Origin of the sequence: Hymenobacter sp. IS2118 (genome assembly GCF_000715495.1) — a bacterium.
Taxonomy (GTDB): domain Bacteria; phylum Bacteroidota; class Bacteroidia; order Cytophagales; family Hymenobacteraceae; genus Hymenobacter.
Genome location: NZ_JNLX01000182.1, coordinates 25,381 through 48,119, shown reverse-complemented (window position 1 = coordinate 48,119; position 22,739 = coordinate 25,381). Strand labels below are relative to the sequence as shown.

The window sequence follows — 22,739 nt, the reverse complement described above, 5'->3', positions numbered from 1 at the left end:
TTGGAGCCGCCTGTGTGCCATTCCCCGCCAGATAATTGTTTCTGGGATTGGCTATCGAAATCAAATTAATGAATACAACTTCGCCAATGCTCAATCTGTCAACTTCCGCGGCCCTTTTCGAACGTGCCAAAACGCTGATTCCGGGGGGCGTGAATTCGCCGGTGCGGGCTTTTCGCTCGGTGGGGGGCTCGCCGGTGTTCATGCACAGCGCCCAGGGCGCCTGGGTTACCGACGTGGACGGCAACCGCTACGTCGATTTCATCAATTCCTGGGGCCCGATGATACTGGGCCACGCGCCCGAAATCGTGCTCGACGCCGTGCGCCAGGCGCTGCCGCATTCCCTCAGCTTCGGGGCGCCCACGCACCGCGAAGTGGAAATGGCCGAGTTGATTCGGGAAATGATGCCTAGTATTGAAAAAGTGCGGCTGGTAAACTCCGGCACCGAGGCCTGCATGTCGGCGGTGCGGGTGGCCCGCGGCTACACCGGTCGCGCCAAAATTATCAAGTTTGAAGGCTGCTACCACGGCCACGGCGACGCCTTTCTGATTGCCGCCGGCAGCGGCGCCCTCACCGCTGGCGAGCCCGACTCGGCCGGCGTGACGCGCGGCGTGGCCCAGGACACCCTCACCGCGCCCTACAACGACCTGCCCGCCGTCGAAGCCCTGATTGCGGCCAACCCCGGCCAGATTGCCGCCCTGATACTCGAGCCCGTAGTGGGCAACATGGGCCTCGTAGTGCCCGCCGAGGGCTTCCTGCAAGGGCTGCGCGACTTATGCACGGCCCACGGCATTGTCTTTATTTTCGATGAAGTGATGACCGGATTCCGCCTCGCGCCGGGTGGGGCGCAGCAGCTCTACGGCATCCGGCCCGACCTCACCACGTTGGGCAAAATCATCGGTGGCGGCCTGCCCGTGGGCGCTTATGGCGGCCGCGAAGACATTATGAACTGCGTGGCGCCGGCCGGCAAGGTGTACCAGGCCGGCACGCTTTCGGGCAATCCCATGGCCACGGCGGCCGGCATGGCCCAGCTCCGCTACCTGCACGAGCATCCCGAGCTGTACCGCGACCTGGAAGCAAGCAGTGCCCGCCTCGCCGACGGCACCCGCGCCATTGCCGCCGAGCTCGGCCTGAACTACACCGTGAACCGCGTGGGCTCCATGTTCAGCCTGTTCTTCACCAGCGACGCGGTAGTGAACCTGGACGATGCCAAAAAGTGCGATACCGCCGCCTTCGGCCGGTACTTTCACGCCATGCTCAACCGCGGCATCTACCTGGCGCCCTCGCAGTTCGAAGCGCTATTCGTGTCCACGGCCATCACCGACGAGCTGGTGGAAATGTATTTGAAAGCTTGCCGCGAATCGTTGGTGGAAGCCCACCGCGCCAAGTAGCGCGAAGTTGAAAAATTAAGTTTCGCAAAGGCCCGCCACTACCGGCCTTTGTGGACCGGAGCAGTCGTTAGCCTTTGCGAAACTTAATTTTTCAATTTCGTGAAACCTTGCGCTATACCTTTGCCCCATGCTAAAACTTCGCCTGCTAAGCTTCTTTCTGCTCCTCACGGGGCTCGCCTACGCTCAAACGCCCGCTGAAGCCAACAAGCGTCTTTTCGATAAAACCATCGACGAGCTGAACTTCCGCACCATGGAAACGGTGTACGACAAGTCGTTCACCCGCGGCAAGTTTCCGCTTACGCTGCGGACGGCAGCAGCGCGGCGCGGCTTCGACGAGTTTGGGAATAACGCTGCACTCAAGCAGCTGTTTATGAACTATAACGGCATTGCTGAACGCTACAAAAACCGCTTCGGCAATGGTCCCAACACGCTGGCGGAGTTCGAAAAGCAGTTGAACTCCGTATTGCTGGACCGCAACTTCGAGTTCTTTATTCACAACCTGCCCCGCGACGAGCGGGTGGCGTTGGTGCGGGCCGAGCAGCGCCTGATTCAGCAGGCCTCGGCGCAGTTCAATGCTTCCGGAGCGGCCGCCAACGCCGCCGCCGTGCCCACTGCTGATGCCCAACCCGAAACCGCCCTGGCGGCCCCGCTAACCACCTACGACGATGAAACCACCGCTTCATCAACGGAGGAAGAGCCGCTCACAACCGCCGCTGCCCCTACAGCGGATGCCGGCCCCGGGCCGCGCCACGACTGGGTTGACTACTTCACGCTTTTGTGCAGCGTGGCCAGCGTGGTAATGCTTCTGTACCTGATGACTAACGTGCTGCCCACCATGAGCCGCCGCATCAACAACCTCGCCGCCGACCCAGAGCCGGAGCCCGAACCGCGCACTTTGGCCAGCCGCTTACGTCCCGACCGCTCGCAGGAGCTGCGCGAAGACCGCTACGAGGAGGATGAGGACGACTACGAACCCACCGGCCGGGCCCGTGGCCACGACGACGATTAATTACTGAATTTGCCCCCGCGGCGTAATTCAGCCTTCAAATTCCAGTTCCAGCCCGTTCCCCAAATGATTCTTACCGACCAGCAAATCCTCGCGGAAATCGAAAAAGGCACCATCATCATCGAGCCCTACGACCGCAGCTGCCTGGGTACCAATTCCTACGATGTGCACCTGGGCCGCTACCTCGCCACCTACCGCGACGAAGTGCTGGACGCCCGCAAGCACAACGAAATCGACACCTTCGAAATTCACGAAACTGAAGGCTACGTCCTTCAGCCGGGCAAATTATACTTGGGCGCGACGCAGGAGTATACCGAAACTCACGCCACCGTGCCTTTTCTGGAAGGCAAGAGCAGCGTGGGCCGGCTGGGAATTGATATCCACGCCACGGCGGGCAAAGGCGATGTGGGCTTTTGTAATCATTGGACGCTGGAAATCAGCGTGTCGATGCCCGTGCGGGTGTACCGGCACATGCCCATCGGCCAGCTCATCTATTTCCTGGTGCAGGGGGATGTGACGACTTTCTACAACCGTAAACAGAGCGCCAAATACAACGACCGCACCGACAAACCGGTCGAGTCGATGATGTGGAAAAACCGCTGGTAGAATATTCGGCAAACGCTATCTGGGGACGGTAATCCCGAACCGAAAACGGGTTTTCATCGTTAAACAAGCCAACCAAGCCACTTTCGATTGGCCTGGTCCTTGCGTAAGTGTTACCAAAACCCTACGACGATGACTATGAAAACCACTTTTGTTGCCCTTACTCTTGCTTTTCTGGCCGGTGCTGCCTCCGCGCAGCAGGCGCCGCAGGTTTCTACCGTGCAGCTTCGTGACAAAACCCAGGCCAGCCCCCGCCTGAATCCAATAGCCGCCCGTGCCGACCGTTTGAGCAACCACATGGTGCACACGCTCCGGCTCAACGGCTACCAGGCCAGTAAGCTCCGCGCTATTAACGCCGACAAAGTTGCCAAAATGGCGGCCATTGAGCAAAAGAATGCCGGCAACCAAAAGCTTATCGATGAGCAGTGCAACGGCGTGTGCAAAGAGCGGGACCGCGAACTGCTAGCCGTGCTCAGCAACGACCAGTACAGCAGCTATTACGGTTCGCGCGCTACTTTCATCAACTTTGACAGAGACTACGCGTCCAACTCGTCCAGCATTCTGCTAGCCGATGCTGTGCAGAATCCTACTCCGGCTCGTGCCAATGATGCAGTGGTAGGACCAGCAAAGGCAAAACCAGTAAGCAAGCCCACCGGCAACCTGGGAAAAAGCGCCCGCTAACTTTACGCGGCAAGCTGCCAAAAATTTACATCACGAAAAAGCCCCGTCACGCATTGCGCGACGGGGCTTTTTCGTGCCTTAAAGGCCTATTGACCCTGTTCCTGCTTGTCCAGGTAATCGGATAGCTCCTTGCACAAGGCCCGCATTTTGGCGGCCATTTCCTTGTCGTCGGTCGCCGTCACGATGTTCTCGGCCATCGAGCCGATGTTATCCACGCAAAAGCGCTTCATCTCGTCCACGGGCATGTCCTTGGTCCAGAGGTCAATTTTCATGGTGCCCACCTGCTCCCGGTCCCATAGCGCGATATTGATGGCCTTGGCAAAGTGAATATCCGGTCCGGCATCGGTGGCCGTCCAACTGATAGCCTCGGGTACTTTATTGGCATCCAGCGCAATGCTGAAACGAATTTCTGATTTTTTCATCACTGATTTTTATGTGATTAACCGTGATTTCGCTGATTTCTTTTTGTGCAGCAATGCTACTGCTAGATTCGATAGCCGCTACCTACGTGCTGACCTCAGTCAGCGAAATCACGGCTAATCAGCGAAAATCAGCGATTTAGACGTAATTATTTAGCATTACCGGCATCACCAGCATCAGGATGCTTTCGTTGTCGTCGGGGGTGGTGGGCATGAGCAGGCCGGCGCGGTTGGGCGTGCTCAGCTCCAATGTGATTTCCTCGGAGTCAATGTTGGAGAGCATTTCGAGGAGGAAGCGGGCGTTGAAGCCGATTTCCATGTCCTCGCCGTCGTACTGGCAGGTGAGGGTTTCCTTGGCTTCGTTGCTGAAATCCAGGTCTTCGGCCGAAACTACCAGCTCGGAGCCGGCCAGGCGCAGGCGCACCTGATGGGTGGTTTTGTTGGAGTAGATACTGATGCGGCGTACCGAATTCAGCAGCTCGGCGCGGTTGATGATGAGCTTGTTGGGATTGCTCACCGGAATCACGTTTTCGTAGTCCGGGTACCGCTCGTCAATCAAGCGGCACACGAGGCGCATCTGGTTGAAGGAGAAGAAGGCGTTGCTCTGGTTGAACTCCATTTTCACCGGCGTGGCCTCGGAGGGCAGCGTGCCCTTCAATAGATTGAAGGCTTTGCGCGGGATAATGAGGTTGGCGGTCTGGCCGGCGCCCACGTCCTGGCGGCGGTAGCGCAGCAGGCGGTGCCCGTCGGTGGCCACGAAAGTTACCTGTGAGTCGGCCAGCTGCACCAGAATGCCGGTCATGGCCGGGCGCAGCTCGTCGGTGCTCACCGCAAATATGGTTTTGTTAATGGCCCGCGCCAGCGACGAGGATGGCATCTCAATCGGGGCCGAGCCCTTCACCACCGGCACGCGGGGGAAGTCGGCGGCATTCTCGCCGGCCAGTTTATAGCGCCCGTTGGCCGAGCTGATTTCGATGGTGTAGGTTTCCTCGTCCAGCGTGAAGGTCACGGGCTGGTCGGGCAGGTTCTTGAGGGTATCGAGCAGGATGCGGGCCGGCGCGGCAATGCGGCCGGTGTCGCGGGCCTCCACGGGCAGTTCGGTAATCATGCTCGTCTCCAGGTCGGAGGCGGTGATGGTGAGCTTACCGGCCTCAATCTCAAAGAGAAAGTTCTCCAGAATGGGCACCACGGGGTTGTTCGTAACCACGCCGTTGATGCTTTGCAGCTGCTTGAGCAGCGCGGAGGAGGATACAATGAATTTCATGGGGCGAGGCTAGGGGATGGGGGTTGGCGGAGGGCAAAGATAGGGGGCGCGGGCGGGCTTTGGAAGGGCGGCCGGGATTTGTGAACGGCTATTCCGGTAATGCCGTTTCTTTGAGGACAGGCCGTATATTTAACACGTTTAACGCTGACTGCTATGACCCGAGAAACCGTAAACCAAGCCATTAGCTCGTTGCCTCCAAACTTTGATTTGGACGCATTGGTCGAGCGCCTGATTTTTATTGAGAAAGTGGAAGAGGGGTTAGCCCAGCTTGACCGAGGCGAATCCAGAACGCAGGAAGAAGTAGAACAGTTGGTGAAGTCATGGCGCAAGTAATTTGGGCCAACGCAGCCATTGATGACTTGCAGCGGCTGCGAGAGTATTTCGAGTCAGCTTCTCCAAGATTCGCGGAGAAGCTGATGGACCAGCTAATTAGCCGTACCCGGATGCTGGCTGATTTTCCGCAAAGCGGACGCACGGTTCCAGAATTCGAAGATGTACAGTTAAGAGAAGTTCAGTCGGGTAATTATCGAATTATTTACCGGCTGGAACAAACCGACAAAGTTGAAATCGCCCGAATATTTCACAGCGCTCAACAATTGGAGAAAATCTAGTTCTTCAGCCAATGAAGTAGCGGCGCAGCTAGTAATCCAAGTACTAACACTATTCCTGTAGCTGCTACGAGATTGAGTACTACAGCACTTCCTGCGTTTGCGTAGCTGTTCCCGTACTCTTTGGCGAGAGCTTCTTTCACTTGCGCTTTGTTCCGGTGCCGTAGCCATAAATACCCAAAGCCCACCGGAGTCAACGGTACATTGGTGATTATTTCTTCAATGATACCGTCTAAAAAACCTCCCGTTTTACTGCACTTTCTAATTTAATGTGCGGAGCTAAAATACTGCTTCTACCCTCCAAACCCCGCGTAGCGCCGCTTGCGCCGCCACGCCCGCACGGCCCCGAATAGCCCCAGCAGCACCAGCGGCGCGCCCAGGTTCAGGAGCTGCCAGCGGCGGCGCTCTTCGGCCAGCTTCACTTTGTCGAGGGGGCGGAGGGTGATTTGCTTGCCGCGCACGGCGATGAGGCCGGTTTCGTCGAGCAGGTAGTCGGTGGCGTTGAGAACCAGCTCGCGGTTGGCGAATTCCGTGTTGGCGAGGCGGTCGAATCCCAGGCGGTAGGGGTTGCCGGTTTTGGAGTCGATTTCGGAGCGGATGAAGTCGCCATCGGAGATAACGAGGACTTTGCTGGGCTTGGCATTGGCTGGCTTTTCGGGCTGAAATTGCAGCGTGCCGGGCCGGGCGCGGTTAGCAAATAGCGACGGAAACTGGCCTTCGAGCAGATACGCTACGGGTTGAAACCCTTTTTGGTAAAGCTTGGGGTTGGGCTCCAGACGGGCGTCGTTGAAGTTGATGGGCACGGGGGCGGGCAGGGCGCGCGTGTAGCGCGAGGTGCTCATGAGGGCCGTTTTGCGGATGCCGGTGGCCTTCACGGTATCGATGCTACCCGTGAATTTCAGGTACACCGCATCGAGGTTGCGGGTGATGGGGTGAGCACTGAACTTGTTGATGAGTGGGTAGAGCTGCCAGGGCATAGGCTCAATTTTGGGCTTGTTGCCGTCCATGCCGGTCACGAGCGGAATCTGGCCGCTGTTTAGGTCGAGCAACAGGTTCTGGTTCAGGCGCAGGCCGTATTTGAAGAACAGGTCGTCGAGGTTGAGTTCGTAGGGCGTGGCCAAAGCAACACCATTTCGGGCCACGCTGTCGAGGTCCACGCGCAGGGCATCGATGAAGAACAGCGCCCGGCCGCCCTGCGTGATAAACTGGTCGAGCTTGAATTTTTCGTCCTCGGTGTAAGGCGTTTTTGGCTGGGCCACTACCACCGCATCGAGGGAACTCAAGTCTTTTACTTGGCTCAGCGTAACGCGGAACACGTCGTACTGCTGCTGCCAGGTGCCCAGCATGTCGCCGGCCTGCACGTTGGTCAGCTCGCCGTGGTTTTCCACCACGCCAATGCGCTTGCGCAGGCCCGGTACCAGCGTGCGGATGGTGCTGGCTAGCTCATATTCCAGACCCTCAATGCTTTGGTTGAGGCGTACTTCGGCCGGAGCGGCCTGGTTGCCGCGCAATAAAAGCACGGACTTATCCTTGCCGCCGACGCTGACTACGGCGTAGGGAAAGATGATTTTCTCCACGCGCTTGCCGTTTTCGGTCGCGCCCAGGTTGGTGGGTTTCAAGCCCTTCTTGAAGAGCGTGGTGTAGAACGCGTTGCGGGCGGCTTCGGTGCTGCCGGCGCTGGGGTCGATGAAAATGTAATTCAGATTAGCGCCGCCGTAAACCTGAAATTCGGTCAGGGTTTCGCGCACGCCCTGCTCCAGCCGGCGGAAAGCGGGCGGGAAGTCGCCGGTGAGGTACACCGTGACGGTGACCGGCTGCTTGAGGTCGCGCAGCAGCTTCTTGGTGGCGTCGGACATGGTGTAGCGCTTTTCCTCGGTCAAATCGAGCCGAAAAAAGAAGCGCTGGCCCACAAAATTGAACAGCAGCAGCAAGCCGACAATGGCGGCAAACGAAAGCAGGTCACGTTTTTTAGCGGCTGGCCGTGAGCTATTAGCGGCTAGCTCATTAGGAGTATTTTCCACAAGACGACTTTAAAACTTAACGCTGTTAGCTAACAGCTAAGAAACTACCAGTTCCGGCTGCGCAGGGCCAGGCGCGTGGCCAGGAGCGCCACAGCCACCACGCTAAAGAAATACACCAAATCCCGCGAGTCCACCAGGCCTTTGCTCAGGTCGCGGTAGTGGGCTGCGATGCCCATCTGGCCCACGTAATAAGCGGCGCTGCCATCCAGCACCGAGGCCAGCGAATCGAAGCCCGAATACACCAGAAAGCATCCCACCACGGCCACCAGAAACGCAATAATCTGGTCGCGGGTGAGGGCCGAGGCCAGCACACCAATGGCCGCGAACACCGCCGCCAGCAGCGCCAGCCCCAAATAGGAGCCCACCGTCGCGGCCGAGTCGATGTTGCCCTCGGGACTGCCTAGCTTATACACCGAATAGTAGTAGAGCAGCGTGGGCACCAGCGCCAGCAGCGCCAACAGGAAACACGCCAGGTACTTCCCGCCGATAATCTGCCCATCCGTGAGCGGGCGCGTGAGCAGCAGCTCGATGGTGCCGGCCTTTTTCTCCTCCGCAAACGTGCGCATGGTAATGGCCGGAATCAGGAACAGGAATATCCATGGGGCCAGGTTGAACAGCGTTTGCAAATCGGCATAGCCGTAATCGAGCACGCTGCTATCGGGAAAAACCCAGACGAACAGACCCGTCGCAATCAGGAAAACCCCCAGCACCACGTAGGCCACGGGGGAGTTCAGGAAGGCATTGAATTCTTTTTGGAGGATGGTTAACATGCAAGCGAACGGAATAAATGTATTAACACGGCGGAAATCTAGTCGAATGCCGGATTGAATATTTTCTGACCTTTTATAGGTGTAAGCTCACTAAAATTGAATGGACATAATACACTAATCAAGTGTTTAAGCTCTTCTAAATGCGTCACTTTGATTGTGCCTTCAAAATCGTAGTAATCAATGTCTCGCAGTTTAACCTCATTGGCTTTGAATAAATAAAGCTTGTATTCACCTTCCCATTTCTGCACTCCAATTGATAGCAAGTATCTCTCATCTCCCTCGCCTATAAAATCATATTTGCCGACTTGCTTGCCAGCTTCTATCCATTCCCTTACTCTGCTGGAATCTTCCATGCGGCACTACTTCGTCAGTTCCCCAAACACTTCTTCCAGGCTCTGCTGCTCCTGGCGTAGGCCCAGCAGAATCCAGCCCTCTTGTCCGGCCAGGCGCGACACGGCGGCGCGCACGTCGGTGCCCGGCGCGGTGCGGAGGAGGGCTGCGCCATCGGGCGCTAGCTCTACGTGGCGCACGTTGGGCAGCTGGGCCAGCTTGGCGAGGTCCACGGGGCCTTCAAACTCGGCACGGACGACGGTTTCACCGGCGGCGCGGGCGGCCAGCTCGGCCACCGGGCTGTCGGCCACCAGCTTGCCCCGGCTGATGATGAGTACGCGGGAGCACAGCGCCGTGACTTCGGGCAGAATGTGGGTACTGAAAATTACAGTTTTATCCTCGCCTACCTCGCGGATGAGCTGGCGAATTTCCAGAATCTGGTTGGGGTCGAGGCCGGTGGTGGGCTCGTCCAGAATGAGTACGTCGGGGTCGTGAATGAGGGCCTGGGCCAGGCCCACGCGCTGCCGGTAGCCTTTGCTGAGCGCGCCAATCTGCTTGTTTTGCTCGCGGCTCAGGCCCACGCGGCGCACCAATTCCCCCACGCGGTTACGCAGGCCCGCGCCTCGCAGCCCGTGCACCGACCCGATGAATTCGAGGTACTCGTGCACATACATATCGAGGTAAAGCGGGTTGTGCTCGGGCAGGTAGCCCACACGCCGTCGCACGTCGAGGCTGTGGGTGCGCACATCGAACCCGGCCACGCGCACCGTGCCGGCGGTGGGAGGGAGGTAGCCGGTGGCAATTTTCATGGTCGTGCTTTTACCCGCGCCATTCGGCCCCAGAAAGCCTACGATTTCGCCCTTACCCGCCGTGAAGCTGATGTTGTCCACGGCATTTTGGGTGCCGTAGGTTTTGGTCAGGTTTTCTATTTCAACCATAAGCGCTCAACGGCAGGGGTGATTATTTGTAATCGGTGGACGACCAAATACGAAAGGTATAGGAACGCGCCTTGGCGCGTTCGGCGTAAAGATTGGCCGCCGGGTGAAATCGCACAGCAAGCCGGGCGCAAACTGATGGACGAGAACGCGCCAAGGCGCGTGCCTACTTTTTGGGTTGCAACGGGCGCATTTCCACTTCCACGACGTGAAAGTTGAAGGGCGTTTCCAGGGAATAGATGATGAAACCGGCAATGTCGGCCGGGCTCATCATCGAGTCGTTGGCCGTGGTGCCGGGAATGTCATCGAAAAAGTTGGTTTGCGTCGAGCCGGGACTGATGCACGTTACCTTGATGCCATCGTTGCGCACCTCTTTAAATAACGACTGCGAAAAGCCGCGCACCGCGAATTTGCTGGCGCAGTAGCCGGCCATATTTTCGATGCCGGTAGTGCCCGCAATGCTGGCAATGTTGATGATGTGACCCGCTTGCTGGCGTTTCATGTGGGGCAGCACGGCGCGCGAACAGAAGAAAGTGCCGTGCACGTTGGTGTCGAATATGAGCTTCCAATCGTCGGTTTTGAAGCCGTCGACGGGGCCGGCAATGCCCAGGCCGGCATTGTTGACCAGCACCTGAACGTCGGGCCCCAACTCGCGTAGGGTACTGGTAAGTGCCTCGGATACTGCATTTTCATCGCGTACGTCACACTCAAAAAACTTGAAACGGTCGTGGACCAAGCCCTCGGGGGCGGTGCGGCCCCAGCCGGCCACGGCCGCGCCGCGCGCCAGCAAGGCTTCTACCGTGGCACGCCCAATTCCTTTGCTCGCGCCGGTAACGATGGCAACTTTACCAGTGAGGTCCATTTATCTTTGAAAAAAGTAAGAAGGCAAATGTGCAATACGAGTTTGCGGCCGCAAGTTAGCGGCAAGGGGTGGTTTGGGATGCTGGCCGGGCTGGTGCGCGCCGGCCTGGGCCTGGGCCTGGTAGTGGGCCTGAGCACCTGCCAGCCCGGCCACGGCGGCGACTGTCTTAAAAGCACCGGCAAGGTCATCACCGAACGGCGTGACGTGGCGCCGGGGCTAATTTCCATCACGGCGCTCGATAACGTGGACGTGCGCATTGTGCAGGACACTGAAACGTATGCCGAAGTGCGGGCCGGTGAAAACCTGATTGGCGATATTGAACTCACCCGCAAAGGCACCAGCCTTGAAATTGCCAACACCAGCAGCTGCAACTGGGCCCGCAGCTACGACACCCCCCGCGAGGTGACGTTGCACCTGCCCACCATTACCGACGTATTTCTGCGCGGCCAGGGTAACGTGAGCACCGCCGGGCAGTTTGAGCAAGACACCATTTTCTTCCATCTTACCGGTGCCGGCGACTTCGACCTGAACGTGAAAGCCCGCCAGGTGTACCTCGATTTGTACGAAGTGGGCGACATAAATATCCGCGGCACCACCGAAGGCTTCAACTTTATCCTGGGCGGCGGTGGGCGCCTGTTTGCCCGCAACCTGGACTCGCGCCGCTGCTACTTCACCCTTGACCGCTTCAGCGATGGTGACGCCTTCATCCGCGCCACCGAAGCCGTTGGGGGACTGGTGGCCGGTGTGGGGACGTTCTACTACGGCGGGGCGCCGAACATAGTCGACATCAAAGTAACCGGTAAAGGCAGCGCCAAGCCCGAATAAGGGGGACTGCTTGACCGGGTAAGTGCCCCAGAGTTTAGAAGTTCTAGCCCGTATCAACTCTACCCCAAATCCCCCAGTTGCGGCCGTATCAACAGCTCCTCAATCACGGCGTGCGGGGAGAGCGAATAAGCCGAAAATACGGCTTCCGCCACGTCCTCGGCCTGCACAAATCGGTCGGCGGGCAGGTCTATGCCGGCCCAGCTAGCCGTGAGGGTGGGGCCGGGCAGCACCGCCGTAACGCGCACACCGCTGGTTTTCAGCTCTTCGCGCAGGTTGCGGGTGAAACCCAACAGGGCATGCTTGGCAATGCCATAGGAGCCGCCGTTGGGATAAGCCGTGATGCTGGCCGTGGAGCAGATGGTGAAAATGTGGCCGTGGCCCTGGGCAATGAAGCCCGGCAGCAACGCCAGGGTCACGTCGTAGGCGCTGAGCAGGTTCACGGCCAGCATCTGGCGGAGCTGGGAGCCGTCGGCGGGCTCGTCCTGCAGCCGGCCGGGGATGAAGGCGCCGGCGTTGTTCACCAGCACTTCCACCGGCCGGCCCAGCGCCAGCACAAAGGCGGTGAAACGGGCGCAGTCTTCGGCTACGCTCAGGTCGGCGGGCAGCGTGTGCAATACCGCGCCGGGAACTTCGGCCCGCATCTCGGTTGTGAGGGTGGCTAAATCGGCCGCTGAGCGGGCGCAGGTGGCAACGGGATAGCCAGCACGCAAAAAGCGAGACACTACGGCCCGTCCAATACCTTTGCTGCCGCCGGTCACGACAATAATTTTTTCGTTCGTTTGCACTGTCAGCACGTCATTTTACGTAAGGTGGCGCGGCATGCAGCCACTCGTCGGTAGCAACACGCCCGTCCAAACTTCGGTTTTTAATTTCTTACTACCGTTCCATGCTCAAAACTTTCGGCACGTTCCTTATTTTTCTGCGCGGCATGGTCACGCGCACCGAACGTTTCAGCGTGCTCTGGCGTCGCACCATCGACGAGGCCATGCTCATCGGGGTTGACTCGATATTAATCGTCTCCATCGTTTCGGCCTTTATCGGGGCTGTAACCTGCGTCCAGATTGCCTATAACCTCACCAACCCGCTCATTCCGCAGTCCACCATTGGGTACATGGTGCGCGAAATGACCATTCTGGAGCTAGCTCCCACCATCACCAGCATCGTGCTGGCGGGCAAGGTGGGCAGCAGTATTGCCGGCGGCCTGGGCACCATGCGCATCACCGAGCAAGTATCGGCGCTCGAAGTGATGGGCATCAATTCGACCTCGTACCTGGTGCTGCCGCGCATCATTGCGGCTCTGGTTATGTTCCCGCTGCTCGTGATTCTGGCCATGGCGTTGTCCATCCTGGGCGGTTACCTGGCCGGCACGCTCACCGGCGTAATGACGGCTCAGGCTTACATAGAAGGCATTCGCTCCGAATTCATTCCCTACAATATCCTCTTTGCCCTTATCAAAGCCGTGGTTTTTGCGTTTCTGGTATCGGGTATTTCTTCTTTTAAAGGGTACTTTACCACCGGCGGCGCCCTGGAAGTAGGGGCGGCCAGCACCGGCGCCGTCACCAATTCCATCATTGCCATTCTCATCGCCGACTTTGCCCTGGCAGCGTTGCTGCTTTAATTTATTGAGAGCGGCAAGCAGTAAGCGTAAACTGTTGCTGCTGTATCTAATCAACACTTTCAATTAACTACGAATAGGCTTGCAGCGTGCAGCTGAAAGCTTGAAGCTCAATAAGATGATTGAAGTATCTAATATCGAGAAGGCATTCGACGGCACGCCCGTGCTCAAAGGCATTTCGTGCGTGTTCGAAACGGGCAAGTGCAACTTGCTACTTGGCGGTTCGGGCACGGGCAAAAGCGTGCTGCTCCAGTGCATCGTGGGCCTGATGAAGCCTGATATTGGCTCCATCACCTTCGATGGCACCATTTTTACCAACAGCAAGGTGGATATCCGGCAGGAAATCCGCCGTAAAATCGGGATGCTGTTCCAGGGTTCGGCGCTCTTCGATTCGATGACGGTGGCCCAGAACGTGGAGTTTCCGCTGCAAATGCTCACGCCTGAAATGTCGCCTGCCGAGCGCCGCGACCGGGTGGAGTTTTGCCTCAAGCGCGTAGGGCTGGAAAAAGCCGGCGATAAAATGCCGGCCGAAATTTCGGGTGGTATGAAAAAGCGCGTGGGCATTGCCCGCGCCATCGCGCCGCAGTGTACCTACCTGTTCTGCGACGAGCCCAACTCCGGCCTCGACCCCGCCACCAGCATCAAAATCGACGAGCTGATTCGCGAAATCACCCACGAATACGGCATCACTACCGTAATCGTGACCCACGACATGAACTCCGTGATTGAAATCGGGGAGCATATCATTTTCCTGCACCAGGGCCTTAAACTGTGGGACGGTACCAAAGACGAAATTCTCAACGCGGAAGTCCCCGAACTCAAAGAATTCATCTTCAGCAGCAGCTTGGTGCGCGCCGCCAAAAAAGTAGACGACGAATCGGAAGGTGGCCTGGCCGCGATTACGGATAACGTGACCTACGGCGGCGGTATTTAAGTTGCTAGCTGTTAGCTCATCATTAATCTGTCGCGCTGCGTGAATTATCAGCTAGGCGCAGCATTCATTAGCAAGAAGCTAACGGCTTAAAAACTACCGGCCAAAATCGTCCTGCACCCGCACAATGTCTTCTTCGTTGGAGGGATTCTCAGCATCGGTGTGCTGCCAGATTTCGGCCAGCACGGCCCAGTCTTCGAGCCCCACCAGCCGGTGGCGCTCACCTTGCTGAATTTTGATGGTGTGACCTGGCAAATGGGTTTTGAGTTCTCCTTCGGCATCGCAGGGGCTGGTTACCACGCCCACGGGGCCGTGCACCACTTTCCAGATTTCGGCCCGGCGGTGGTGGTACTGCCACGAAAGCCGCTGCTGCGGCGCCACCAGCAATACCTTGGGGCTGAGCTTGCCGGAAATCCGCAGCTCCTCAATTAAAATTCCATCAAAATAAAGGTTGGCAAATTGCTGGGCCTGTGCCTCATCGAGGACGAAAAAACCACCCCAAGGCCGACTTTGGTCCTGTTGCCGGATGATAAAACCCTGTTTGGTTAACTGGTGCGCTGTTTCTTCAAACAATGCCTCCTTTGTCAATGCCGGTTTCATAGGAATAGGATAAAGCGGAAAAAACGGCGGAATATAGCTGAAATGGCGTGCCGCTGCCCCCGGCTGCGGGCTAGCGTCCGGCAACGGGACTTTCCTGCGAGCGGTGCAGCGAGGAGTTGCGAATGATTAATTCTGGCTTCAGCACGAGGTGAGGCGGGGCGTACACCGGGCCCCGCTTCAGTAGCTGCAGGAAAAGCCGAACGGCAGTTTCGCCCATCTGCTCGGCCCGCTGGTCAATTACCGTGAGCTGGGGCTGGGTCATGGCCGTGAAGGGCTCGTTGCTGAAGCAGGCCAGGGCTAGGTCCTGCGGCACGCGGCGCCCCTGCTCGCGCAGTACTTCCAGCGCGCCTACCGTCGGAATGGCATAGGCCGCAAATAGCCCGTCGAGCTGCGGGGCGGCGTCGAGCAGATGCTGCATGCCCAAGCGGCCGGCCTCGTGGGTTAGCGTGGGCAGCGAGTATAGCCACTGTTCTTCGTGCGTGATGCCGTGGGCGCGCAGGGCCTCCAGGTAGCCCAGGCAGCGGTTGCGGCTGGTGTTGAGATGCTGGGGGCCGGCGAGGTGTGCAATGCGGGTGCAGCCCTGCGCAATGAGGTGCGACACGGCCTGGTAAGCGCCCTGAAAGTCATCGAGCACCACGGCCATGCTCTGCGGCAGCTCGGGCACACGGTCGAAAAAAACCAGGGGAATTCCCTGCCGCCGCACCTGCTCAAAATGCTCGGTTTCGGGGTGCGTGGTGGCAGAAACCGACATGAGAATGCCTTCTACCTGCGCGTCGAGAAGGGTTTCGATATTGCGTTTTTCACGCCGCAGGTCCTCGTTCGACTGGCACATCATCACGTTGAAGCCTTCGCGGGTGGCCACTTTCTCGATGCCGTTGAGTACGGCCGGAAAAAAATAGCCCTTGATGTGCGGCACAATTACGCCCAGGTTTTTGCTGTGGCCTTTGCGCAGGGCCGCGGCCAGCTGGTTGGGACGGAAACTCAGCTCCTGGGCCAGCTGGCGCACCCGCTGCTTGGTGGCTTCGCTGATGTCGCGGTGGTCTGCCAATGCCCGCGAAACCGTCGAAATCGATAGGTTCAGCTGTTGGGCGAGGTCCTTGATGGAGGTTTGGTGCTTTTTCGGGGGCATAATTCACTGCAATAAGCGCAAGCCGGGCCTGCTGAAGCGGAAGCCGCAAGTAAAGCCCAAAATGCCCCGAAACCGCCCCGCAGCGGATATTTATTAATTTTCGACCCCGAATCTATTCAGCTGGCAGCAGCAATTTTAAATGGGCCAGATGGTGTTGGCCGTGCCAGGCATACTGAACCAGCGCCTGGTCCAACGTAAAATCGCGCCGGGTACCGGGGTGGTAAAACGTGCGCTGCCACTGCGCTGGGCTTAGGTGGTGCAGCAGCGTGACCCACCGCGTGTGTAGGGCCTCCAGCAGCGCCAGCGACACCGTGATGGGCGTGGCGGCCACATCGGGCAGCTCGGCCCAGGCTTGCTCGTCGTAGGGCCGCACGGTGGGGTTTTCCTCCGTCAGGGCCAGCCGAAAGCGGAAGTAGCAGTTCATGTGCGAGTCGGCTACGTGGTGAATTACCTGCCGGCCGTTCCAGCCGCCGGGCCGGTACGGGCGTTCCAGGCCCTCGCCGCCCACTGCTTTGGCCGTGGCCAGCAGCTGCGCGGGCAGCTCGGCTAGCTGTAGAATCAACGCCGTGCGTTCGGCAGGAGTGAGGGGGCCATCGGGGAGCTGTGCGTGGCCAATGGGGTAGCTGAGGGACTCGTCGGGGGCGTTCATGCCCGCAAAGAAAAGCGCCCCGGCCAATTCAGCCGGGGCGCTTCGATGTTTCAACAGCCCAAAGAGCCGCCAACTGATAACTCGTGAAATTAGCCGAGCCCAGCTAAATCCGTGATTAGCCGTTGCGTTTGTTCAGCTCGTCGCGGATTTTAGCGGCTTTTTCATAGTCCTCTTTTTCGAGGGCCTGGGCCAGCATTTTGGTTAGCTCGTCCAACGAAACCTGCCCGCTGGGGTCGCGCGGCTCGGGCTGCGACTTGCTGGGTCGGGGCGTGTCCGTATCGATGTCATCCTCGTCCTCGTCTTCGTCGTCCGGGTCGCTTTCGCCCTCGTCGAGGTCCGAGAGGATGATGCCCGCCTCGCTGAGCACGGTTTCAACAGTGAAGATGGGCACGCCGAAACGCAGGCCGATGGCAATGGCGTCGGAGGGGCGGGCGTCGATATCGAACGTGGTGGCCCCGTCGGAGCACACAATGCGCGAATAAAATACGCCCTCCTTCAAATCAGAAATCACTACTTCCAGAATTACCACATGCACGTGCTCGGCAAATGATTTGAACAAGTCGTGGGTGAGCGGACGGTTGGGACTGATTTTTTCGATTTGAATGGCGATGCTTTGCGCCTCGAACATGCCGATGATGATGGGCAGGCGGCGGTTGCCACCTTGCTCGCCCAAAATCAGCGCAAAGGAGCCAGACTGCGACTGGCTGGACGAAAGGCCCAGGATTTCAAGCTGGATTTTTTTCAAGGGACTGGGGAAGTGGGGTCTTGGGAACTTAGAAAACAAGTACGGCGCCGGGGAGAAGCTGGATGGACGTGCAAATAAAGAAAAGTCCGGCCATCTGCCGCCACAATGGCGCCCGCCGTGCCGCGCCGAAAAAGAATTTGGGGACTTGGGCGCTTGGGTTTCTTACGAAATCCAAGCGTCCAAGTCCCCAAATAATCAAAAAAAAACTTAACCCAGCGCCTTTACGGCAGCGGTGAGCTTGGGCAGCACGTCAAAAACGTCGCCCACGATGCCATAATCCGCGGCTTTGAAGAAAGGTGCTTCGGGGTCTTTGTTGATGACCACAATCACCTTGCTGCTGTTCACGCCGGCCAGGTGCTGAATAGCGCCCGAAATACCGCAGGCAATGTACAGGTTCGGCGAAACCGTGATGCCGGTTTGGCCCACGTGCTCGTGGTGAGGGCGCCAGTCTACGTCCGAAACCGGCTTGGAGCAGGCCGTAGCCGCGCCCAGGGCTTTGGCCAGGTCCTCAATCAGGTTCCAGTTTTCGGGGCCTTTCATGCCGCGGCCGCCGGAAACCACGCGGTCGGCCTCGGGCAGCAGAATGCCGCCGGCCTGGTCCTGCATGATAACCTGGGAAGGAGCGTCGGCAAAGTCGGCGTCTGAAAGCTGGGCCGAGAAGCTGGCCACTTCGGCCGTTTTGCCGGCTTCGTGCTTGGCTTCGGTCGAGTTCTTTTTAACGGCAATGATTTTGCGGTCGCCGCTCAGCACCACGTCCGAAAACGCCTTGCCGGAGAAAGCCCCGCGCCGCACCACAAACTGGTCGCCGTTGAGCTTGGGCAGCTCCACCACGTTGGTGGCCAGGCTGGCTTTCAGCCGCACCGACAGGCGCGAGCCCACGGCCGCACCAATGTTGGAATTGGCCAGAATGATGATTTTAGCCTGTTCCTGCTCGGCCGCCGTGGCGATAAGCTTGGTATAGGCATTGTTGACGAAATCCTTCAGGCGCGGCTCGGCATCATGGAGCACTTTGGTGATGCCCTGCTCGCCCAGCGTGGCCAGATTGGCCTCCGTGACTTCGCCCACGGCAATGGCCGTGGCCGTGGTGCCCAGCATGGCCGCCACTTCGGCGCCATACGAAGCAACTTCCAGCGAAGACTTCTTCACTTCGCCCTCGGCGCACTCAACTACAATTAATACAGACATGGTTTTGTAATTAGTAATTAGAAATTAGTAATTAAGAATTATCGCACGAAGCTTGTGCTGATTCCTAACTGCTGAATTAATAATCGGCATTTAAGAATTAAAGACTGAAATATGTTCTGGCGAATGATTTGCCAGAACTTATCGCAATTGATAATTCTTAATTACTAATTATTAATTAACACTAAATGACTTTGGCTTCGTTGCGCAGGAGCTTGATGAGGTCGCCGGCGGTTTCGGCGGGAATCAGCTTTACGCCCTCTTTTTTGGGGGGCAAGGCAAACTCGGTAACCTGCGTGCGGGGCGCTCCGCCTACGGCTTCAACTACTTTCAGGGGCTTGGTGCGGGCCGTCATAATGCCGCGCATGTTGGGAATGCGGGGCTCGCACATGGGCTGCTGGCAGGAGGCTACGAACGGGGCGTTCACGGTCACAATCTCCTTGCCGCCTTCGATTTCGCGCTCCAGGGTGGCGGTGCTGCCACTCAGGTCGAGCTTCATGGCCGGGGCCACGGTGGGAATGCCCAGCATTTCGCCCACCATGCCGTGCACCTGAAAGCCATTGTAGTCGATGCTTTCCTTGCCCATCAAAATCACGTCGTAGGCGCCTTCCTTGGCTACGGCAGCAATCTGCTCGGCCACGAAAAAGGCGTCTTTGGGCGCGGCGTTTACGCGGATGGCGTCGTCGGCGCCAATGGCCAGGGCCTTGCGGATGTTGGGCTCGGTGTCGGCTTCGCCCACGTTGAGCACCGTAACGGTGCCGCCCGAGGCCTCTTTCAGCTCGATGGCGCGGGTGAGGGCGTACTCATCCCAGGGGTTAATCACGAATTGCACACCGGCCTTGTTGAACTCCTTGTTATCGGGCGTGAAGGTGATTTTGGTGGTCGTGTCGGGCACGTTGGAAATACAAACCAGAAACTTCATCTAAACGGGGTTTGGGTGGTCTAAAACACAGAAAAAGGCTGCATGCATAACAACCTATAGGGAAATACCGGCTTTCGGCAGCAAACGGCAACAAGGGAGTTACGCCGGAAAAGCCGCAATTTTGCCCCAAAGGTAACCAAAACTCTCGCCCTAATGAATACCCCGCCCACCCGTTTGCAGCAGCTATTGGCTTTCTATGCAGATGACCCGACCGACGCCTTCACCATCTACGCCCTGGCAACCGAATACCGGGCGCAGGAGCCGGAACGCGCCTGGGAATATTATCAGAAACTATTGACCGAACACCCTGACTACGTGGGCACCTACTACCACGCCGGCAAGCTGCTTGAGCAGTTCAATAAGCCGGATGAAGCCGAAAAAGTTTACCGCACCGGCCTGAAAGTGGCCCGCTCAGCCGGCCAGCAGCACGCTGCCAGCGAACTGCTGCAGGCCCTCAATGCCTGCATGGGCCTGGATTATGAGGACGATTAGCGGAGGTCGGTGACCGCTGCATTTGCTTTCTCGACGTTGAACACCTCTGGACTAACCGGTTACCAGTACCGCTTCTAATCTTATTTTTATGCCCACCACCGACACCCACGCCCAGGTACAGGAATACTACGGCATCCAGCTGCAAACCAGCCAGGACTTGCTCACCAACGCCTGCTGCACCGACGATGTGCCGCTGGCGCACCGCCGCATTCTGGCCCAGCTCGCGCCCGAGGTTCTGGATAAATACTACGGCTGCGGCGTGTGCATTCCCGAAGCCATTGCGGGCTGTACAGTGCTGGATTTGGGCAGCGGCTCGGGCCGCGACGCCTTCCTGCTCTCTAAGCTGGTGGGCGAAGCCGGCCGCGTAATTGGCGTGGATATGACCGAGGAGCAACTTGACGTGGCGCGACGCAACATCGGTTTCCATACCGAAAAGTTTGGCTTTGCGCAGCCCAACGTGGAGTTTCGCCACGGCTACATCGAGGATTTGCACGCCGCCGGCCTGCCCGACAACAGCGTGGACGTGGTGGTGAGCAACTGCGTGCTTAACCTGAGTACCGACAAGGAGGCCACCTACCGCGAGATTTTCCGGGTGCTGAAGCCGGGCGGGGAGCTTTTTATCGCCGATGTTTTTGCCGACCGGCGCGTGCCCGAAGCGCTGCGCCAGGACCCTATTCTGTACGGCGAATGCCTGAGCGGTGCCCTGTATACGGAGGACTTTCGGCGTCTGCTAACGGGCCTGGGCGTGCACGACTACCGCCTGTTTGCCAGCCGCCGCCTCACCATCAACAACCCCGAAATCGAAGCCAAAGTCGGCAATATTGGTTTCTATTCCTTAACAGTACGGGCTTTCAAACTCGACCTGGAGGACCGGTGTGAGGACCACGGCCAGGTGGCCACTTACCTGGGCACCGTGCCCGGCCAGCCCACCCAATTCGTGCTCGACGACCACCATACTTTTGAAACCGGCCGGCCCGTGCTGGTGTGCGGCAACACCGCCGCTATGCTGCGCGACACCCGTTACGCCACCTTTTTCAACGTAGTAGGTGACCAAAGCCAGCACTTCGGTCTCTTCGATTGCGGCCCGGTGCCGGCCTCAGCCAAGGCCACGGGCGAAGCGGCCGGCGGCAGCTGCTGTTAGGTTCTGGTGCGGATAGACAGGTACTGTTGCGTGCCAACCCACTGCGTCATGTTTTGTAGGAACGCGCCTTGGCGCGTTCCTACACCTGTTATGCGCCATTCCACCGCGCTTTCAACGCCTTAATCAGGCTGATGAGCTCTGGTGCGGTGCGGGTGAGCAAAACCCCGGCCGCGTACAACACCGTTAGGGTGCCGCCGCGCAGCAGCAGATTGAGCCAGGAATTGGCGGTGTCGGGCATTAGCCAGGCCGTCGTGCCGGCTACCGCTGCCACGGCCAGGATACGCAGGATGCGGCCATCGAACGGCTGCAGGCCGTAGGAGCGCCACACAAACCAGGTGCGGGCCACGTTGATGCTGACCAGGGCCAGGCAGTAAGCCAGGGCCGCGCCGGCCAGGCCCATGCGCGGAATCAGTACCCAGTTCAGGCCGACTACCGCGGCGGCAAGGGAGATATTGAAGACCAAATCGAAGCGGTAGCGGGGCGAGGTGGCCACAATAATGCCGTTGACCCCGGTGATGCCATCGACCAGCCGGCCAGCCAGTAGCAGCAGCACGGCCACGCTCCCCGCCGCGTATTCCGGCCGGTGCACCAGCCCGTAGATGAAGTCCAGGTTCAGGCCAATGCCCAGGGCTAAATAGCAACCCAACAGGGTGTTGATGCGGGTGCTGCGGCGGTAGAAATCAGCCATTTTGGCCATGTCGCCTTCTTTCCAATATTCGGCAATGAGCGAAAAAGCAGTTTTATAGAGCGCCCGGAAGGGCAGGACCAGCGCCGTGCTGATGTTGGTGGCAATGAGGTAGATACCCGCTGCCGCCAGGCTCAGCTTGGTGCCTACCAACAGGGTGTCGATGTTGAGCAGTACGGTGCCGGAAATATTGCTCAGCAGCATAAAGCCGCCGAAGCCTAGCATTTCGCCCAAGGGTTTGATGCGTAGCGCCGCCCGCGTGGGCCGCAGGTGCAGCTCGCCGATGGCTGCCAGGTAAATGGCCAGCAGCACCGCTACCACCGCGTAGGCGCCGGTGTAGGCCAGCACAAAGCCGTGAAAACTGATGTAGTGCTGGCTGTAGGCTACGGCGGCTCCCACCAGCATCAGGCGCAGCAGAATTTCCTGGGCGAAAGAGGAGAAAGAGGTGTGAAAAAGCGACTTCAGGTAGGCATCCTGCAACGACCCCAGCATAATGCAGCCGGCCAGGCCAATGGCCACCGCGTAATGCGCCGCCAGCAGGGCGGCGTCGTCGCCTTTGGCGTACCATTGCAACACCAGCGGCTTACCGAGCCACATGAGCAGCGCCACGACGCAAAACCCCAGCAGCGGCGGCCCCAGCAGCAGCGGAAAAAACCCGCCGTGGTTGCGCCCCTGGTTGCGGAAGAACGGGAAGTAGCGCATGCCCGCGCTGGCAAAGCCAAAGGCCGCCATTTGCGCCCCGATGGTGGCCAGCGGCACCAGCACGCCCGCCGTGAGGCCAATCTGGCTCGACGTCAGCAGCCGGGGCAGGATGAGGATGGTATTGGCAAAGCCAATGGCCAGCCCGACGTAAGAAATCAGGGTGTTGCGGATGCCCTGGCGCTGAACGATGCCCAAAAGAGTGACGGAGTGAGGGAGTGAAGGAGCGACTGAGTG

At 58.6% G+C, this 22,739-nt stretch carries 26 protein-coding genes; 11 read left to right on the top strand and 15 right to left on the bottom strand.

What is annotated here, in order from left to right; translation table 11 throughout:
- The first annotated feature begins 86 nt into the window (after nucleotides 1-86).
- The 4 genes from hemL to GM79_RS23355 all read left to right on the top strand — a co-directional run bounded on the left by hemL (nucleotide 87) and on the right by GM79_RS23355 (nucleotide 3,678).
- Complete coding sequence (gene hemL, locus GM79_RS19360) at nucleotides 87-1,388, top strand: glutamate-1-semialdehyde 2,1-aminomutase (RefSeq protein ID WP_035567186.1); 1,302 nt, start codon at nucleotides 87-89, stop codon at nucleotides 1,386-1,388.
- 127 nt (nucleotides 1,389-1,515) lie between these two features.
- Nucleotides 1,516-2,397, top strand: coding sequence for a hypothetical protein (locus GM79_RS19355; RefSeq protein WP_035567185.1), 882 nt, complete (start codon nucleotides 1,516-1,518; stop codon nucleotides 2,395-2,397).
- Nucleotides 2,398-2,460: 63 nt separating this feature from the next.
- Entirely contained in the window at nucleotides 2,461-3,000 is a 540-nt protein-coding gene (gene dcd / locus GM79_RS19350) for a dCTP deaminase (RefSeq protein ID WP_035567219.1), read from the top strand.
- A gap of 135 nt (nucleotides 3,001-3,135) precedes the next feature.
- Nucleotides 3,136-3,678 carry a hypothetical protein gene (locus GM79_RS23355; RefSeq protein WP_051719081.1) on the top strand — a complete coding sequence of 181 codons (543 nt, stop codon included), beginning with the start codon at nucleotides 3,136-3,138 and terminating at the stop codon, nucleotides 3,676-3,678.
- 86 nt (nucleotides 3,679-3,764) lie between these two features.
- Here the strand turns inward: GM79_RS23355 and gldC are convergent, their stop codons facing one another.
- Together gldC and dnaN are read right to left on the bottom strand one after the other, a co-directional pair.
- Entirely contained in the window at nucleotides 3,765-4,100 is a 336-nt protein-coding gene (gldC, locus tag GM79_RS19340; RefSeq protein ID WP_035567183.1) for a gliding motility protein GldC, read from the bottom strand.
- 136 nt (nucleotides 4,101-4,236) lie between these two features.
- Entirely contained in the window at nucleotides 4,237-5,361 is a 1,125-nt protein-coding gene (dnaN, locus tag GM79_RS19335) for a DNA polymerase III subunit beta (RefSeq protein ID WP_035567181.1), read from the bottom strand.
- A 153-nt stretch (nucleotides 5,362-5,514) separates the two neighbouring features.
- On the opposite strand from dnaN, the gene GM79_RS19330 reads away from it, so the two are divergent.
- Nucleotides 5,515-5,694 (top strand): hypothetical protein, encoded by a 180-nt coding sequence (locus GM79_RS19330; protein WP_035567179.1) that lies wholly within the window; start codon nucleotides 5,515-5,517, stop codon nucleotides 5,692-5,694.
- Nucleotides 5,682-5,972, top strand: a complete 291-nt coding sequence (locus GM79_RS19325) for a type II toxin-antitoxin system RelE/ParE family toxin (protein WP_035567178.1) — start codon at nucleotides 5,682-5,684, stop codon at nucleotides 5,970-5,972. The genes GM79_RS19330 and GM79_RS19325 overlap by 13 nt, the downstream gene beginning before the upstream one ends.
- A 290-nt stretch (nucleotides 5,973-6,262) precedes the next feature.
- On the opposite strand, the gene gldG is transcribed toward GM79_RS19325, so the two are convergent.
- The 5 genes from gldG to GM79_RS19300 all read right to left on the bottom strand — a co-directional run bounded on the left by gldG (nucleotide 6,263) and on the right by GM79_RS19300 (nucleotide 10,887).
- Nucleotides 6,263-7,990, bottom strand: a complete 1,728-nt coding sequence (gene gldG, locus GM79_RS19320; RefSeq protein WP_035567177.1) for a gliding motility-associated ABC transporter substrate-binding protein GldG — start codon at nucleotides 7,988-7,990, stop codon at nucleotides 6,263-6,265.
- Between the two features lie 44 nt (nucleotides 7,991-8,034).
- On the bottom strand, nucleotides 8,035-8,760 hold the full coding sequence (gldF, locus tag GM79_RS19315) for a gliding motility-associated ABC transporter permease subunit GldF (protein ID WP_035567175.1): 726 nt from the start codon (nucleotides 8,758-8,760) through the stop codon (nucleotides 8,035-8,037).
- A 38-nt stretch (nucleotides 8,761-8,798) separates the two neighbouring features.
- Nucleotides 8,799-9,113, bottom strand: a complete 315-nt coding sequence (locus GM79_RS19310) for a hypothetical protein (RefSeq protein WP_035567173.1) — start codon at nucleotides 9,111-9,113, stop codon at nucleotides 8,799-8,801.
- A 6-nt stretch (nucleotides 9,114-9,119) separates the two neighbouring features.
- Nucleotides 9,120-10,028 carry a gliding motility-associated ABC transporter ATP-binding subunit GldA gene (gene gldA / locus GM79_RS19305; protein WP_035567172.1) on the bottom strand — a complete coding sequence of 303 codons (909 nt, stop codon included), beginning with the start codon at nucleotides 10,026-10,028 and terminating at the stop codon, nucleotides 9,120-9,122.
- Between the two features lie 163 nt (nucleotides 10,029-10,191).
- Nucleotides 10,192-10,887 carry an SDR family oxidoreductase gene (locus GM79_RS19300; protein ID WP_035567170.1) on the bottom strand — a complete coding sequence of 232 codons (696 nt, stop codon included), beginning with the start codon at nucleotides 10,885-10,887 and terminating at the stop codon, nucleotides 10,192-10,194.
- A gap of 42 nt (nucleotides 10,888-10,929) precedes the next feature.
- Between GM79_RS19300 and GM79_RS19295 the strand changes: the two genes are divergently transcribed.
- Nucleotides 10,930-11,712: a GIN domain-containing protein gene (locus GM79_RS19295; RefSeq protein WP_161787222.1), complete on the top strand. Its 783-nt coding sequence runs from the start codon at nucleotides 10,930-10,932 to the stop codon at nucleotides 11,710-11,712.
- A 59-nt stretch (nucleotides 11,713-11,771) separates the two neighbouring features.
- Here GM79_RS19295 and GM79_RS19290 read toward each other — a convergent pair whose 3' ends face one another.
- Nucleotides 11,772-12,470, bottom strand: a complete 699-nt coding sequence (locus GM79_RS19290; RefSeq protein WP_316930139.1) for an SDR family oxidoreductase — start codon at nucleotides 12,468-12,470, stop codon at nucleotides 11,772-11,774.
- Between the two features lie 128 nt (nucleotides 12,471-12,598).
- Between GM79_RS19290 and GM79_RS19285 the strand changes: the two genes are divergently transcribed.
- On the top strand, nucleotides 12,599-13,330 hold the full coding sequence (locus GM79_RS19285; RefSeq protein ID WP_035567168.1) for an MlaE family ABC transporter permease: 732 nt from the start codon (nucleotides 12,599-12,601) through the stop codon (nucleotides 13,328-13,330).
- Between the two features lie 115 nt (nucleotides 13,331-13,445).
- Complete coding sequence (locus tag GM79_RS19280) at nucleotides 13,446-14,261, top strand: ABC transporter ATP-binding protein (RefSeq protein WP_051719088.1); 816 nt, start codon at nucleotides 13,446-13,448, stop codon at nucleotides 14,259-14,261.
- A gap of 93 nt (nucleotides 14,262-14,354) precedes the next feature.
- On the opposite strand, the gene GM79_RS19275 is transcribed toward GM79_RS19280, so the two are convergent.
- From GM79_RS19275 to GM79_RS19250, 6 genes are all read right to left on the bottom strand, one after another.
- Entirely contained in the window at nucleotides 14,355-14,858 is a 504-nt protein-coding gene (locus tag GM79_RS19275) for a phosphoheptose isomerase (RefSeq protein WP_035567167.1), read from the bottom strand.
- A 70-nt stretch (nucleotides 14,859-14,928) separates the two neighbouring features.
- Nucleotides 14,929-15,987, bottom strand: a complete 1,059-nt coding sequence (locus GM79_RS19270) for a LacI family DNA-binding transcriptional regulator (protein WP_035567166.1) — start codon at nucleotides 15,985-15,987, stop codon at nucleotides 14,929-14,931.
- A gap of 112 nt (nucleotides 15,988-16,099) precedes the next feature.
- Nucleotides 16,100-16,636 carry a YfiT family bacillithiol transferase gene (locus GM79_RS19265; protein WP_035567212.1) on the bottom strand — a complete coding sequence of 179 codons (537 nt, stop codon included), beginning with the start codon at nucleotides 16,634-16,636 and terminating at the stop codon, nucleotides 16,100-16,102.
- Between the two features lie 115 nt (nucleotides 16,637-16,751).
- The gene (locus GM79_RS19260; protein ID WP_035567165.1) at nucleotides 16,752-17,381 is read right to left on the bottom strand and encodes a bifunctional nuclease family protein; all 630 of its coding nucleotides are present in this window, start codon (nucleotides 17,379-17,381) and stop codon (nucleotides 16,752-16,754) included.
- 207 nt (nucleotides 17,382-17,588) lie between these two features.
- Nucleotides 17,589-18,566 (bottom strand): electron transfer flavoprotein subunit alpha/FixB family protein, encoded by a 978-nt coding sequence (locus GM79_RS19255; RefSeq protein WP_035567164.1) that lies wholly within the window; start codon nucleotides 18,564-18,566, stop codon nucleotides 17,589-17,591.
- Nucleotides 18,567-18,747: 181 nt separating this feature from the next.
- Nucleotides 18,748-19,485, bottom strand: a complete 738-nt coding sequence (locus GM79_RS19250; protein WP_035567163.1) for an electron transfer flavoprotein subunit beta/FixA family protein — start codon at nucleotides 19,483-19,485, stop codon at nucleotides 18,748-18,750.
- 153 nt (nucleotides 19,486-19,638) lie between these two features.
- Here GM79_RS19250 and GM79_RS19245 point away from each other — a divergent pair, with 153 nt between their 5' ends.
- Entirely contained in the window at nucleotides 19,639-19,977 is a 339-nt protein-coding gene (locus GM79_RS19245; protein ID WP_035567157.1) for a tetratricopeptide repeat protein, read from the top strand.
- Between the two features lie 88 nt (nucleotides 19,978-20,065).
- Nucleotides 20,066-21,118, top strand: coding sequence for a methyltransferase domain-containing protein (locus tag GM79_RS19240; protein WP_035567156.1), 1,053 nt, complete (start codon nucleotides 20,066-20,068; stop codon nucleotides 21,116-21,118).
- Between the two features lie 88 nt (nucleotides 21,119-21,206).
- Here the strand turns inward: GM79_RS19240 and GM79_RS19235 are convergent, their stop codons facing one another.
- Nucleotides 21,207-22,700 carry a polysaccharide biosynthesis C-terminal domain-containing protein gene (locus tag GM79_RS19235; protein WP_051719080.1) on the bottom strand — a complete coding sequence of 498 codons (1,494 nt, stop codon included), beginning with the start codon at nucleotides 22,698-22,700 and terminating at the stop codon, nucleotides 21,207-21,209.
- Nucleotides 22,701-22,739: the final 39 nt, after the last annotated feature.